The following is a 14595-nucleotide window of genomic DNA, read 5'->3' on the forward strand; positions in this document are numbered from 1 at the left end:
CCGTCGGCGGAAGCGGCCTCGCGATCGGCGTGGGCGCCGGCGCGCTCGCGCTCGCCGCGGTGGCGGTCGCAGCGATCATCGTCGTGCCCGCGCTCTCGGCCGCCGACCAGACGGCGCCGCCCGCCGTGATGGCACAAGCAGATCCTGAATCCGGGTCGGCCGAGATCATCGAGGCTTCGGATGCCGCCGCGCCGGTGCTCCCCGAGCCGCAGGTGCCGCTCGCGCCGTTGCCGCCGCTCGAGCCGGTCACCGATCCCAAGCCGGTCACCGATCCCGGGCCCGGCATCGTCGCGCCGCCGCCGGGAGCGCCCGCGCCGAGTCCTGCGCCGGCTCCCGCCCCGAATCCGGCTCCGGGCGCTGCACCGAGCCCGTCTCCAAACCCCGCGCCCCAGCCGGTACCCGATCCCGAACCGGATCCGACGCCCGATCCGAAGCCCGATCCCGCGCCTGATCCCAAACCCGATCCCGGGCCCGATCCCACGCCCGATCCCGATCCCGTCGACACCGTGGCCCTCCCCCCGATCGTCGCTGACGTCGACACGGTGGGCGGCCTCGTCTTCCCCATCATCAGTGGCACCGCCGAGCCCGGAGCGACGGTGCTCATCGCGTCACCAGGCGGCGACAGCACCGTGACGGCGGATACGACCTCCGGAGCCTGGCGCATCGAGGTCTCGGGGCTGGGCGCGGGCGCGACGACCCTGATCGTGACGCAGACCGATCTCGCGGGCAACCGCTCCGAGAGCGTGTCGATCCCGGTGTCGCTCGCGAGTCCGTCGATGGCGGTGCACAGCGCGCCGCTCCTCTTCAACCGCGCCGACTTCGAGGGGGTGCCGTCGACCGGCATCGAGGTGCTCATCGACTCGCGTCCGTGGTTCACGCGCACGCTCGACCGCCGCGGGGAGGCCCGAGTGTGGATCATCCCGCCGCTCGACAGCTCGCGAACGGTGGAAGTGCGCTACGCGGTCGACGCACGCGTCGGGCCGGCCGCGGCCGCGACCATCTCCGGAATGGCCGACGACCTGCTCGGCGGGGTGCCGGGCACCACTCCCAACGGGATCGACCTCGTCTCGGTGCCGCCCGTGATCCCCGCCGGCTGAGCCCGCACCCGGCCACGCCCGGCGGCTTGCATCACGACGAGCGCGGCCACGACGAGCACCGCGGCGTAGAGGAACGGCAGCACCTGCACGCCGATCCATCCGAAGACGACCGCGCCCACGAGCGCGCCGCCGCCGATGCCGATGTTGAACGCCGTCGTGTAGAGCGCGCTCGCGGCATCGCGGTGGCTCTCGGGCGTGGCGTGCAGCAACCGGGTGTACAAGAGCGGCGGGATCGCCCCGAAGGCGAGTCCCCACACCGCGAAGGCGATGAGCGAGGGCACGTCGCCGAGGGACGCCCCGAGCGCGAGCAGCGCTGCCGCGGCGAGCGCCATCGCCGCCACGATCGCGCGCGTGGGGTTGCGGGCGATCGCAGAGCCCGTGACCGCGAGCCCCGCGGCTCCCGTGACGCCGTACACGAACAGGAGCGGCCCGACGAGACCGGGGTCGAACCCGAGCACGACGATGAGGAGCGGGCTGACGTAGGTGAACACGGCGTACTGGCCGAGCATCGTGACGGCCGTGACCGCGCAGACGACGAGCACCGGTCGAAGCCCAGGGTCGCCCAGCCGGAAGCGCGCCGCCGCGGCCGGCGACCCGGCGGAGTCGACCCTCGGCAGGATCCGCCACACGAGCAGGGCGCCGCCGAGCGTGAGCGCAGCGACGATCGCGAACACGGGTCGCCAGCCCAGCAGCTGGCCGAGCGCGGTCGTCGCCGGCACGCCCGCCACGAGCGCGAGCGTGCCACCGCCGAGGGTCACTGCGACGGCCCGCCCGATCTGGGCAGGCCCCACGAGCCGCGCGGCATAGGCCGCGACGAGCGCCCAGAACACGCCATGGGCGATGCCGCCCGCGATGCGCACCACGACGAGCATCCAGTATTCGGACACGAGCGCCGATGCCAGTGTGGAGCAGCCGAGCACGACGAGCACGGCGACGAGGAGTCCGTGTCGCGGCATCCGGCTCGTCAAGGCCGTGAGCGGCGCGCTCGTGACGACGACCGCGAACGCGAACACGGAGACGAGCAGGCCGACGAGCGGTTCGGCGACGCCGAGGCCGGCGCTCATCTCGGGCAGCAGCCCGGTGGGCAGCATCTCGGTGGTGATCGAGAGGAAGACGGCCGCGGCGAGGGCGAGCAGCCCAGGCCAGGGCAATCGTGGCGCGCGCGAGCGCGCGGATGTGATGACGGACGTACGGAGGTCTCTCCGACGGCGTTACCCGGCGCGGGATGCTTCACCGCCGCGGGCCGACTACGCGCTCATGTGCGCGCCCAGGGCCGCACGAGAACCGACGACCGAGATCAGTGTACCCGACGCAGTAATCTGGGCGGATGACCACCCAAGCCCCAGCAGCGCCCACCCACTTGTTCCACTGGGTGCTGACCCTCAGCTGCATCGATGGTCCCGGCATCGTGCACGCGGTGAGCGGGGCGATCGTCGCGGCCCGCGGCAACATCACCGAGAGCCAGCAGTTCACAAGCCTCGACACCGGGCGCTTCTTCATGCGCCTGCAGGTGGAGTCGCCCGCCGGCCGTTCCGAGCTGGAGGAGGCGCTCGCGCCGGTCACCGATCGATGGAACATGTCGTGGCATCTCGACGAGGTGGGGCGGCCGCTGCGTACGCTCGTGCTCGCGTCGACCGCCGGCCACTGCGTGAACGACATGCTGTTCCGCCAGCGGGCCGGGCAGCTGCCCGTGGAGATCCCGCTCGTGCTCTCGAACCACGGCACGCTGCGCGATCTGGTCGACTTCTACGGCGTGCCGTTCGAATCGGCGGCGGTCACGTCGCCAGAGGCGAAGGCGGCGTTCGAGGCCCGCGTGCTCGAGGCCGTCGACGAGCACGACATCGAGCTCGTGGTTCTCGCCCGCTACATGCAGATCCTCTCGCCCGAGCTCTGCGCGGCGCTCGAGGGCCGGTGCATCAACATCCACCACTCGTTCCTGCCGGGGTTCAAGGGCGCGAATCCGTATCGCCAGGCGCATGCGCGCGGCGTGAAGCTCATCGGCGCGACCGCGCACTTCGTCACGAGCGATCTCGACGAGGGTCCGATCATCGAGCAGAACGTCGTGCGCGTCGATCACTCGCGCAGCCCGGCCGAGCTCGTGGCCATCGGGCAAGACGAAGAGAGCCGCACGCTCAGCCAGGCGGTGAAGTGGTTCGCCGAGCGCCGGGTGCTCGTCGACGGCGCCCGCACGATCATCTTCCGCTGAGCTGCGCCGGTAAACTGGCCCGATGACCGAAGCACGAACCGAGCGAACCGAGCGAACCGAGCGAACCGAGCGAACCGAGCGAACCGAGCCGAGAATCGGGCCGAACGACATCCTCCGCTTCTTCCTCGAGCTCTTCGCGTTCGTCTCGCTCGGCATCTGGGGCTTCATGGCGTTCCCCCTCCCGTGGCCCGGCGTGCTCGTGGGCCTCGGCGCTCCCGCACTCGCGATCCTCGTATGGGCGCTCTTCGTCTCGCCGAAGGCGGTGTTCCGCATCGACGTGTTCGGCAAGGCCCTCGTCGAGATCGCGGTGTTCTCGTCGGCGGCGATCGGATGGTGGATGCTCGGCCAGGCCGTCGTGGCGATCGTGTTCGCCGTGACGGCCGCCGTCAGCGGCATCCTGAACGGCCGCAGGCAGCTCGCCTGAAGCCCGTGAGCGGCTGACCACGCCCGACGTCAGCCGTCAGCCGTCAGACGACGACGCGTGCCTCGGCATCGGGTTCGGCGACGCGGGCGACGGATGCCTCGGCATCAGGTTCCGCGCCGCCAGCCGTGCGGAAGTGGCCGACGACCGAGAGCAGGATGCCACCCGCCGCCCACGCTGCGAGCACGAGCCACGGGAACGCCGGGTCGGCGGCCGGGAAGTACGACAGCTCACGCAAGAGGGTCGCTGCCGCACCGGGCGGGAACCACTGGCCGACCTCGCCCCATGGCTCCGCGATGAACTCCTTCGGCAGTGCGGCGGCCGAGATCGGATTCGCCACGAGCATCATGACGATCGCACCGACCCCGATTCCGGCGCGTCCCATGAGCGCGGCGAAGCCGGTGATCGGCGCCGCGATCGCGGCGAGGGCGAGCGCGATCGCCGCGGCATTCGCCCAGTAGTCGCCCTGCAGCGAGCCGAACCAGCCCTGCAGGATTCCCGTGAGCACGAGCGCGCCGATCGCCGAGTAGACGACGACCGCGAGCACGCGCCGCATCGCCCCGATCACGGTGAGGGAGACGACGATCCCTCCGAGGAGCCCGCCGAGCACGAGCGGGAACATCGCCGACGTGAGGCCCGTGCCCCGCTCGTCGCTCTCGGCGAGCGGCACGACGTCGGTCACGGCCACCTCGATGAGCGGGGGTGCGGGGACGCCTTGAGCGGATGCCGCGGCCTGGGCCTGCGCGTTCACGCCCGCCTGGAGCTGCGCCGCGACGCCGCCGAGCAACTGGCTCACGACAAGGCTCGAGGCCGACGACGTGAGCACCTCGGGCTCCTGGCCGAGCACGATGGCGCCGTAGGCCTCGCGCGTCTCGATCGCGGAGACCGCCGCGTCGCGATCGTCGACCTCCTCGAAGGCGATCACGCCGGGCGCCGAGTCGTCGACGGCGGCTTCGGCGGCCGCGACCGCCTCGGCGTGGCCGGTGATCGCGATCGGCAGGTTCTTCGCGTCGGCGGTGACTGCCGGCCACGAGAAGGCCAGCACGACGATCGCGACCACGGCCGCGAGGGCGACGCCGAGCGCGAGCACCCGGACGATCGGAGTGTGTGCCGTCGTGGCATCCGTGTGGATCATTTCACTCCTCCAAAAAAACGAATGTTCGTTCTTTATCAGTGTGAGAGACCCGCCCTATGCTTGTCAAGAACGAGCGTTCGGTTTGCGGAAGGGGTCGAGATGCCGAAGGTCACCGAGGCGTACCGCACCGCACGTCGCGACGAGATCATCGATGCCGCACTGCGCTGCTTCGCCGTCAAGGGGTACCAGCGCACGTCCATGGCCGACATCATCGACGAGTCCGGGCTCTCTGCCGGCGCCATCTACGGGCACTTCGCGGGCAAGAAGGAGCTCTTCGCGGCGGTGGCGAGCCGCGTGCTCGATACCCGGCGCGGTGAGCTCGATGCGCGCAGTGGCGCCGCCGACCAGCCGCTCTCCCCCGGGCAGGTGATGGCGACTCTCCTCGACGGCATGCGCCGCGAACCGTTCGCGGGCATCATCCTGCAGCTCTGGGCCGAGGCGGCCGTCGACCCCGACATCCTCGACCTCGTCCAGGGCATCTTCGGCCGCCTTCGCGAGACCGTGCACGCGAGCCTGGCCGCGTGGGCGGCAGCCGAGCCCGGCCGTGTCGACGGTGATCCCGAAGCCTGGGCCGCTCGCCTCACCCCCGTCGTGATGGGCGTCGGGCCGGGCTTCATGGTGCAGCGCGCCATCATCGCCGGCTTCGACGAGGAGGCGTACCTCGCCGCCCTCCCCGAGGCGCTCCCCCACTGAGTGGGCCGGCGGATGCCGCGGCGGCATCCGCTCGGGTCAGATGCCCTGCCAGTCGGGCTTGTGCGCCCAGGCGTGCCGGTAGTAGTCGAGATTGGCGAGCCCGGATGCCGCGGCCTCGTCGACGATGACCGTCGCGTGCGGGTGCAGCTGGATCGCCGAACCCGGCTGGCTCGCCGAGACCGGGCCCTCGACCGCGGCGGCCACGGCGTGCGCCTTGGCCTTGCCGAACGCGAGGAGCACGAGGTGCCGGGCGCGCAGGATCGTGCCGATTCCCTGGGTGATGCAGTGCATGGGCACGTCGTCGGGCGAGTCGAAGAAGCGCGCGTTGTCGAGCCGCGTCGATTCGGTGAGGGTCTTCACTCGTGTGAGCGAGGCGAGCGACGAGCCCGGCTCGTTGAAGCCGATGTGGCCCGAGCGGCCGATGCCGAGGATCTGCAGGTCGACTCCGCCTGCGGCGGTGATCGCACGCTCGTAGTCGTCGCCGGCGGTGCGAATGGTCGCCGGGTCGCCATGCGGCACGCGCACCAGCTCGGGGGTCAGGCCGAGCGGCTCGACGACCTCGCGCGTGATCACGGCGCGGTAGCTCTCGGGATGCCCCGCCGGCAGCCCCACGTACTCGTCGAGCGCGAATCCGCGCACACCCCGCACGTCGATGCCGTCGTCGGTGATGCGACGCGCGAGCGCACGGTAGCTCGCGAGCGGCGTCGAGCCGGTCGCGAGGCCGAGCACCGCGTCGGGCTTGGAACGGATGAGGGAGACGATCGCGTCGGCGACGACGGCCCCTGCGGCATCCGCATCGGCGACGATCACGACTTCAGCCATTGGTGTTCTCCTACGAGGGCGGCACCCACGGCGGCCGCGGGAAATCCGAACGGGATGACCTGCACCCGTGCGGCGAGGTCGAGCGAAGCGAGAAAGGCCGAGTCGAGGGCCCACTCGCCCAGAATACGGCGAGTGCCGGCCAGGAGCGGACCGCCGAGCGCGGAGAGCCCGCCGCCGATCACGACGTCGTCGACATCGGTCGTGAGCACGAGCAGCCGTACGGCCGCCGCAACACCGGTGAGGAACCGCTCACGCACCTCGATCGCGCGCTCGTCGCCGGCATCGGCGGCGTCGAATAGCGCCCGCGCGGGCAGCGCGTGCGCGGTCGGCCACATCCGGGCGATCGCCGAGCCAGAGGCGAACGTCTCGAGGCAGCCACGCTGGCCGCACCCGCACACGACTCCGCCGGGGTCGACCGGGAGGTGGCCGATCTCGCCGGCGACGCCATGGCCGCCGCGCAGCAGTCGCCCGTCGAGCACGATGCCGGCCGCGAGGCCCGTGCCGAGGTTGAGGTAGGCCATCGAGTGCGCCCGGATGCCGTCGGCGACGCCGAGCAGGTGGTGCGCGCCGACGGCCGCCGCCTTCACGTCGTTCTCGACGCGAACCTCGACGCCGAGCGTGTCGGAGAGACGCGAGCCGAGGTCGAGCCCCTCGAGCCCGAGGTTCACGGCGTGGGCGACCCTGCCCGTGTCGCTGTCGACGGCGCCGGGGATGCCGATGCCGATCGAGATGAACGACGCGGCACCCACGCCCGCCAGCTCGGTCATCCGCTCCACCGTGCGGAGCGCCGTCGCGACGACCGCCTCGGCGCCGAACCCGGTCGGCATCCGCACCTGGTCGGTGAGCTCGCCGTCGGCGCCGATCGCGACCGCCGCGGTCTTCGTGCCCCCGATGTCGATGCCGAGCCTCACGGCACCTCCGCCACAGACTGCGGGGACGGCGTGGCCGGCTGAGCCGGCGTGGCGGGCGTGGCGGGCGTGGCGGGCGTGGCCGCGAGCAAGGCCGCCACGAACTCCACGACCGCTTCGCCGAGGAGCCGCGACGCGCCGAACGTCGCCACGTCGGCGAAGGCGCGATCGTTCGACGGCCAGCCCAGGTCGATCGTCACGACGTCGTCGCGCACGGTGCGCAGCGCCTCGATCGCGGCACGGGCGAACGGATGCCGGTGCAGGTCCTTGCCCACGACGAGCACGGTCCCGGCGAGGGCAGACGGGCCCGCGAGCTCGCGCTCGGCCGACACCGTCACGACCTCGGCCTCGCGGAGCCACGAGGGATCCCCCGCGAGCGCCTCCGCCGCGAAGGGTCCCCACGGCGCGACGCCGACGGCGATGTTCGCGACGGTGTCGATCCGCACCACTGTGCCGATGCGCGCGGATCGGGCCAGGCGCGCGCGAGCAGCATCCGTCACCTCGAACGCGGCGATGACCCTGGCGAGCTCCCGGCCGTCGCGCTCTGGCTCGATCGACGGCGGCAACACCGGGAGCTCGCTCACCGGCGGCGCGGTCGCGCCGAGCTCGCGCACACGTCGTGCCGCGTCGCGCACGCGCTCCGCCGGCAGCCGCCCGGAGGCGATCGCGTGCCCGACGGCGGCGACGAGCTCGTCGAGCTGCGCGTCGGTGTTGTCGGTGCCGATGCAGAGCAGGTCGCACCCGGCGGCGAGGGCCCGAACCGCGGCCTCGGGGATTCCGTGCGTGCCGCTCGCACCGCGCATGTCGAGCGCGTCGCTCACGATGACACCGTCGAATCCGAGCTCGCCCCGCAACAGGCCCTGCAGGATGCGCGGCGAGAGGGTCGCCGGGTTGTCGGCGTCGAGCTGGGGCAACAGGATGTGCGAGGTCATGATCGTGCGCGTGCCCGCGGCGATCGCGGCGCGGAACGGCACGAGCTCCCGCTCGCGGAGCGTCTCGAGCGGCACGTCGACGACGGGCAGTGCGAGGTGCGAGTCGGTCGCGGTGTCGCCGTGACCCGGGAAGTGCTTCGCGCTCGCGGCGATGCCGGTCTCCTGGAGGCCCCGGGTCCACGCGTCGGCGTGCCGCGCGACGAGCTCGGGGTCGGCGCCGAAGCTCCGCACCCCGATCACCGGGTTGTCGGGATTGGAGTTGACGTCGATGTCGGGGGCGAAGGTCACGGTGCATCCCGTCGCCAGCAGCGCCTCCCCCACCGTTCGCGCCACGCGCGCGGTGAGCTCGGGATCGTCGACACGGCCGAGCACGGCGTTGCCCGGATAGGGCGCCCCGCGGTCGTAGAACAACCGCGTGACGTCGCCGCCCTCCTCGTCGATCGCGACGATCGCGAGCGGGTTCGCCGTGCGCAGCGCGGTGCTCATGGCACGCAACTGCTCCATTGAGCGGATGTTGGGGCCGAAGACGCACACGCCGCCGAGGCCGTCGGCGAGGCGGCGAAGCAGCCACGAGGGCACCTCCGCGCCGGCGAAACCCGGAAGCAGTGTCGTGAGGATGTCCCGGCGCAGGTCGGTTCCCGCGCCGGTCTCGTCGAGCGCGGTCATCCCTTGACGGCCCCGCTCACGAGTCCACCGGTCATCCGGCCCTGCACGAAGAGGAAGAAGATGACGACGGGCAACGCGATGAGCGTCGAACCGGCCATCACCGCGCCCCAGTTCGTCGCCTCGGTCGCGGACTGGAACGAGTTCAGCCACGGCGGGAGCGTGAGGTTGTAGCCCTTCAGGAAGAGGAGCGCCATCAGGAACTCGTTCCAGCTCTGGATGAACGCGAAGATGCCCGTCGAGACGAGCCCAGGCGCGAGCAGCGGGAAGGTGACCCGCCAGAACGCCTGCGGCTTGGTGCATCCGTCGATCTGTGCCGCCTCTTCGAGGTCGGCCGGCACGCCCTTGACGAAGCCGCGGAGGGTCCAGATCGTGAACGGCACGACGGATGCCAGGTGCACGATGAACAAGCCGACGAGCGTGTTCATGAGCCGCCAGTCGTCGACCATGTTGTAGATCGTGAACATCATGGCCTCGCCCGGCACCATCTGCACGACGAGCACGCTCACGATGAACACGATCCGGCCGCGGAAGGCGAACCGGGCGATCGCGATCGAGGCGAGGAAGGCGAAGAGCGCGCAGACGATCACGACCGTGATGGCCACGCCGAGGCTCGAGGCGAGGGCGTGCGGGAAGTCGGTCTGACCGGGCGCGGCCTCGCGGGTCCACGCGGTGACGTAGTTCTTCCAGGTGAACTCGAGCGGGAGGAGGCTCGGATTGCGGCTGATGATCTTGTTCGGCGGGGTGAACGACATGTTCACCATCCAGTAGACGGGGAAGACCGAGCAGACGAAGACGACGATCGCGATGGCGGCGTAGCCGGCGCGACTGAGGCGCTTCCCGCCCGGACGCCGGGCACCGCGCAGTGCACGCGTGCCGACGATGCCGAGGTCGGTGCGGGCGGGCTCCTCTGCGCGCTGGACGGCGGGGGTGATCTGCGTGCTCACAGCTCCTCCTCCTTCAGGGTGTTGCGGACGTTGAAGTACGAGATCCCCATGAGCAGGATCACCATGAAGACGCCGATCGCGGCGGTGACGCCGAACTCGCCGAGCCCCTGGCGGAACAGGTAGGTGCCGAGCACGTTCGTCTCCGAGGCGATGCCGCCCTGCTGCTGGAGTGCGTAGACCTGGGTGAAGATGCGCAGGTTCCAGATGGTCTCGAGCACGAGCACCGCGGTGACGACGTTCCGCAGGTACGGCATGACGATCAGCCGGAAGCGTTGCCTCGCGTTCGCGCCGTCGAGCTGTGAGGCCTCGAGCACCTCGTCGGGCACTTGACTGAGGCCGGCGTAGAACGTGAAGGCCGCGAACGGGATGCCCTGCCAGACGATGATGATCGTGAGCACCATCATGAACGACCACGGGTCGATGAGCCACGAGTGGCTGTTGAAGTCGTTCGTGCCGGTGAGGGTGTTCAGGAACCAGTTGACGAGCCCGTACTGGGTGTCGAAGATCCAGCCCCAGACGACCGTGGCCGACAGTGGCGGCATCGCCCACGCGAGGAGGAGGCCGATCGAGACGAGCAGGCGCCATCCCTTTGCGAGCTTCGTCATCAGCAGCGCGATGAGCATGCCGCCGACGATGATCAGCGCGGTCAGCACGACCATGAGGCCGAGGCTCCGGGCGAGCACCGCCGGGAAGTCCGATTTCGTGAAGACCTCGATGTAGTTGTCGAAGCCCACGAAGTCGGCCGGGGTGCCGAGCATCTTGTTCTTGATCTCGAGGTTGGTGAACGAGTTGATCACCATGACGATCGAGGGATAGACCACCATGACGCCGAGCAGCACGATGCTCGGCGCGAGCAGGAGCCATGGGGTGATCGGCTGGCGCTTCCTGCGGCGACCGGCCGAAGTTGTTCCGGGGATGCCGGGCGGTCGTGAGCTGGGCGTGCGCGGCGCTGCGTCAGGCTCGGTGAGGGTTGCGCTCATCGGCTGCTCCCTGGATGGGCACCGCGGGGGTCGCGGTGGGAATGATGGTACGTCGTGCGTGCGGACGCGGTGCCGCCGGGATGGACGAGGGGCGGGGACCCGTGGGCCTTCCGCCCCTCGCCTGGCTCAACGGATCAGCCGTTGAGGATCTCCTCGATCTGCGCGTCGAGCTCGGCGGCGATGGTTGCGACGTCGCCACCCTGCGCGATCTTCACGAGCGCCTCCTGGATGATCTGCGCGGCCTCGACCTCGGCCCACTTGGGCGTCGTCGGGGTGACCTTCGAGTTCTCGAGCGCGGTGGCCTGGGCCTTCGCGATCTCGGTGTCGGGCAGCGCAGCGGCAGCGGAGATGATGCCCGGGGTCAGGCCGTTCTCCGCCATGATCTCCTGGTACTCCGACGAGGTGATGATGGCCAGGGCCGCCTTCGCCTGCTCGGGGTTGGCACTCTTCGTGGCGACGGCCATGTTCGAGCCGCCGGCGAAGATCGGAGCGGTCTCGCCCGCCTCGAGCCCGGGCAGCGGGAACGCGCCGAGATCGGAGCCGAAGGTGTCGGGGCAACCCGGCGCCTCCGCGTCGGCCGGAGCCGTGATGCTCCACTGCACCCATGCGGGCGCCGAGAGGAACGCGGTCTCACCGGCGCAGAACGGAACCTGCGGGTCGGTCTCATCGCCGTCCTTCGCCGCGATCGACGCAGTGAGGTAGACGTCCTGCAACTGCGTCAGGCCCTCGATGCCGCCTTCGCTGGAGAATCCGGCCGTCCACTCGTCGCCGTCCTGCTCGGCGATGAAGCCGCCGTGCGCCCAGACGTAGGGAAGGGCGTTGTACCAGTCGCGACCCGGCGCCCAGATTCCCGAGCGGGTGTCGGTCTTCAGCGCCTTGCCCGCGGCGACGTACTCGTCGAGCGTCGTGGGAAGGGGCGTGTCGCCGAGGACCTGCTGGCTGTAGAACACGATGCGTCCGCCCGCGTAATACGGCACGGCGTACAGTTCGCCGTCGTAGGTCGCCGACTCCTCGAGACCCGGGAGGAAGTCGTCGCCGCCGAGGTCGTCGCGGAGGTCGGTGATGGGCAGGAACAGGCCCTGGTCCGCGAAGCTCGCGGTCTGGGTGTTCCCGACCTCGACGACGTCGGGCGAGTCGTTCGACTGGAGCGCCGCAGCATACGTGTCGCTGACGTCGGCCCAGGTCTTCTCCTCGACGGTGAGGGTCCACCCCTCGTTCTCCGCTTCGAACGTGTCCTTGAGGTACGTGCGGGCGTCATCGGGGGTGTCGGTGCCGACGACCCAGACGGTGATCTCTCCGCCGTCGGCGGATTCGCCTCCACCACCTGTGCCACAACCGGCAAGGGTCAGGGCAGCGGCGGCGCCGAGCGCCACAATGCCGAGTTTCCTCATTGTCGTTTCCTTTCATCGGGTGCGGGAAACAGCGGGGGTCGCTGTCACCCTTGGTGCGGTGGAGTCCGTCACGCGACTCCGAGTTGTCCGGACAGGACCATGACGGCCGCCCCGCGCAAGACGATGTCCTGCGCCTGCGCGGTCATCCGGAGCCTCAGATCGCGGTTGTGTTCCGCCATCGTCCGATTCCGGAGCGTTTCGACGGTCGCCTCGTGCAAGGCGCCGTCAAGCAGTTCGGCCGGGCCGCTGAGCACGACCTCGGCGAGATTGAGCGCACCGACCACGGGGGCGAGCACGATGCCGAGCCGCCGGCCTGCTTCGTGCAGGATGTCGTCGCGAGCGGATGCCGCGTCGGGCGACTCGGGGTCGATCGCGTCGAGCCGGGCGGTGAGCCGCGGCACGGCGAGCCACACCTCGAGGCAACCGTGCTTGCCGCACGCACAGCGCGGGCCGCCGTCGGTGCCGACGACGACATGGCCGATCTCGCCGGCCGCGAAGCCGCCGCCGATGACCGGACGACCGCCGATGATGAGTCCGGCGCCGACACCGTGCCCGATCTTCACGAGCAGCAGGTCGTCGAGTTGCGAGGCTCCGTGTTCGGCGAGCACGGCGACGTTGGCGTCGTTGGCGACGTGCACAGGCAGCGAGAACTCGTTGGCGAGGCGCGCCTGGAGCGCGACGTCGGTCCACCCGAGGTTCGGCGCCGAGCGCACGACCCCGAGCGGGTCGACGACACCGGGCGAGCCGACGCCGATGCCGAGCACGGGGGTCGTCGTGCTCGCGAGCATCCCGCGCACGAGCTCGATCACGAGGTCGACCGCTCGTTCGCCGGTCGCGCCGGCCCGGTCCACCTCTGCGCGCGAGACGATGCCGCCGTCGAGGTCGATGACCGCGCCGAGGAATCGCTGGTGCTCGGAGAGGTCGACGCCGATGATCTGGAAGGCGGCGCGGTCGACGTCGATGAGGATGGCGGGCTTGCCGGGGCGCGCGTCCTCACGCTGGCCGAGCTCGATGACGAGCCCCTCGGCGATGAGGTCGGCGACGAGGTCGGAGATGGTGACCCTCGTGAGGCCGGTTTCGCGCGCGACATCCGCTCGGCTCTGCGCACCGGCCGTGTAGAGGGTCTGCAGCACGAGTGCGCGGTTGTGGCTGCGCGCGTGTTCGGGAAGCACCTTGCCGGTGGGGCGGAGGGCGCGGGCACGAGTGAAGATCGGAGCGCCGGCGAACGGCACGGTGAGCAGGTCGATGGCCGCACCGTAGGGGGCCGGCGCTGGCTCTGCGGAGTCCGGGCCTCGCTTCGCATCCTGCTCTGTCATGTTTGTTAGTAAAGCTTACGAACAAACCTGACGCAAGAGTTCTCGGACACTTCTTCTCGCCGTTACCGAGTTGTGACCGGTCGAGCGGATGCCTCGCCTGGGCGCGCGCGGCGAGTGCGCGGTGCGCGTCTGCGCTCCGAGGGACGGCTCGCGTTCGAGCCGATCGAGCGGGTCTCAGTCCAGCCGTGTGAGCGCGGTGTACGACATCGTCGACGACTGGCCGTTCTGGCACGTCTGGTACACGAGGTCGTATCCGTGCGGGAGATCGGCGACGCTCGCGGTGGCCTGGTTGAGCATCTTCACGATGCCCTCGACGCGGTAGGTGCCGGCATGCACGCCCGTGAGCGTGATGATCGTGCCGGGATCATCGGGGAAGTTCTTGCCGCCGCACGACCAGTGCTCGGCGATGGCGCCGATGCCGTACTGGGCGCTCAGGTCGACCGACCCGCGGCAGGCATCGAGTTCGGGGATCCACCCCGAGGTCCAGACATGGTTGGTGTAGCGCTCGCGAAGGATCCGCTCCTGCTCCGCCTTCTGCGCTTCGTTCCAGGCATCGACCGCCGCGGCGAGTGCTTCGAGCGGGTCGGCGAGGGCGACGACGCTCTCGGAGAACCGCTCGACGTCGTCGAACTCCTGTGTGCCGAGCTCGGTGGCGGCCTCTCGCAGCGGCTCGCCCAGTGCCATGACGGAGCGGTCCGCGGCGCGAACCCGATCGAGCAGCTCGGCGGCGTCGGCGAGCTCTGCCCGAGCGCCGGCTTCACGCAGGCTCGTCTCGTCGAGCGCGGCAGCGAGCGCGTCGCGTGCCGACTCGTCGGGCACGGTGCCCGCGCTGTCGTCGAGCGCGACCTGCGCCGCCTCATGGGCGACGCGCAACTCGTCGAATGAGCCGCGCGCATCTGCCAAGGCGTCGGTCGCGTTCGGGAGCATCGCGTCGAGCTGCGAGCTCGCCTCGGCGGTCATCGTGACGGCGGCGATCGACAATCCGCCGCCGACGAGCACGACGAGCGCGGCGCCGACGAGTGAGGTCAGGCGCCGTCGACGGCGGAGCACGGACGCGGGAGGCATCTCTTCCAGTGTGTCCCGT

Annotated in this window: 13 protein-coding genes and 1 pseudogene; 4 read left to right on the top strand and 10 right to left on the bottom strand. The window is 70.7% G+C overall.

Features of this window, described 5'->3' with window-relative positions; all coding sequences use genetic code 11:
- Positions 1 to 128: 128 nt before the first annotated feature.
- Positions 129 to 698: pseudogene (locus ESP51_RS21065) on the top strand (hypothetical protein); the annotation flags it as partial.
- 257 nt (positions 699 to 955) lie between these two features.
- Here the strand turns inward: ESP51_RS21065 and ESP51_RS11280 are convergent.
- Positions 956 to 2248, bottom strand: a complete 1293-nt coding sequence (locus ESP51_RS11280) for an MFS transporter (protein WP_241843125.1) — start codon at positions 2246 to 2248, stop codon at positions 956 to 958.
- Between the two features lie 176 nt (positions 2249 to 2424).
- On the opposite strand from ESP51_RS11280, the gene purU reads away from it, so the two are divergent.
- Together purU and ESP51_RS11290 are read left to right on the top strand one after the other, a co-directional pair.
- Positions 2425 to 3303 carry a formyltetrahydrofolate deformylase gene (gene purU, locus ESP51_RS11285; RefSeq protein WP_129521002.1) on the top strand — a complete coding sequence of 293 codons (879 nt, stop codon included), beginning with the start codon at positions 2425 to 2427 and terminating at the stop codon, positions 3301 to 3303.
- 22 nt (positions 3304 to 3325) lie between these two features.
- Positions 3326 to 3727 carry a YrdB family protein gene (locus tag ESP51_RS11290; RefSeq protein ID WP_129521003.1) on the top strand — a complete coding sequence of 134 codons (402 nt, stop codon included), beginning with the start codon at positions 3326 to 3328 and terminating at the stop codon, positions 3725 to 3727.
- Positions 3728 to 3770: 43 nt separating this feature from the next.
- Here ESP51_RS11290 and ESP51_RS11295 read toward each other — a convergent pair whose 3' ends face one another.
- A complete protein-coding gene (locus ESP51_RS11295; protein ID WP_129521004.1) occupies positions 3771 to 4859 on the bottom strand; it encodes a hypothetical protein in 1089 nt (362 codons plus the stop codon).
- Between the two features lie 99 nt (positions 4860 to 4958).
- On the opposite strand from ESP51_RS11295, the gene ESP51_RS11300 reads away from it, so the two are divergent.
- Positions 4959 to 5552 carry a TetR/AcrR family transcriptional regulator gene (locus ESP51_RS11300; RefSeq protein WP_164990494.1) on the top strand — a complete coding sequence of 198 codons (594 nt, stop codon included), beginning with the start codon at positions 4959 to 4961 and terminating at the stop codon, positions 5550 to 5552.
- A 36-nt stretch (positions 5553 to 5588) separates the two neighbouring features.
- Here the strand turns inward: ESP51_RS11300 and ESP51_RS11305 are convergent, their stop codons facing one another.
- The 8 genes from ESP51_RS11305 to ESP51_RS11340 form a co-directional block, all read right to left on the bottom strand.
- Positions 5589 to 6374: a glucosamine-6-phosphate deaminase gene (locus ESP51_RS11305; RefSeq protein ID WP_129521006.1), complete on the bottom strand. Its 786-nt coding sequence runs from the start codon at positions 6372 to 6374 to the stop codon at positions 5589 to 5591.
- Positions 6359 to 7285 (bottom strand): ROK family protein, encoded by a 927-nt coding sequence (locus tag ESP51_RS11310; protein WP_129521007.1) that lies wholly within the window; start codon positions 7283 to 7285, stop codon positions 6359 to 6361. The genes ESP51_RS11305 and ESP51_RS11310 overlap by 16 nt, the downstream gene beginning before the upstream one ends.
- The gene (locus tag ESP51_RS11315) at positions 7282 to 8880 is read right to left on the bottom strand and encodes a glycoside hydrolase family 3 protein (RefSeq protein ID WP_129521008.1); all 1599 of its coding nucleotides are present in this window, start codon (positions 8878 to 8880) and stop codon (positions 7282 to 7284) included. The genes ESP51_RS11310 and ESP51_RS11315 overlap by 4 nt, the downstream gene beginning before the upstream one ends.
- The gene (locus ESP51_RS11320) at positions 8877 to 9824 is read right to left on the bottom strand and encodes a carbohydrate ABC transporter permease (RefSeq protein ID WP_338420346.1); all 948 of its coding nucleotides are present in this window, start codon (positions 9822 to 9824) and stop codon (positions 8877 to 8879) included. The genes ESP51_RS11315 and ESP51_RS11320 overlap by 4 nt, the downstream gene beginning before the upstream one ends.
- Positions 9821 to 10804, bottom strand: a complete 984-nt coding sequence (locus ESP51_RS11325; RefSeq protein ID WP_129521009.1) for a carbohydrate ABC transporter permease — start codon at positions 10802 to 10804, stop codon at positions 9821 to 9823. The genes ESP51_RS11320 and ESP51_RS11325 overlap by 4 nt, the downstream gene beginning before the upstream one ends.
- 134 nt (positions 10805 to 10938) lie before the next feature.
- Positions 10939 to 12195: an extracellular solute-binding protein gene (locus ESP51_RS11330; protein ID WP_129521010.1), complete on the bottom strand. Its 1257-nt coding sequence runs from the start codon at positions 12193 to 12195 to the stop codon at positions 10939 to 10941.
- Between the two features lie 68 nt (positions 12196 to 12263).
- A complete protein-coding gene (locus tag ESP51_RS11335) occupies positions 12264 to 13511 on the bottom strand; it encodes an ROK family transcriptional regulator (RefSeq protein ID WP_129521011.1) in 1248 nt (415 codons plus the stop codon).
- Positions 13512 to 13685: 174 nt separating this feature from the next.
- A complete protein-coding gene (locus ESP51_RS11340) occupies positions 13686 to 14576 on the bottom strand; it encodes a hypothetical protein (protein ID WP_129521012.1) in 891 nt (296 codons plus the stop codon).
- Between the last annotated feature and the right edge of the window lie 19 nt (positions 14577 to 14595).

This window comes from Agromyces albus (assembly GCF_004134825.1).
Lineage (GTDB): Bacteria > Actinomycetota > Actinomycetes > Actinomycetales > Microbacteriaceae > Agromyces > Agromyces albus.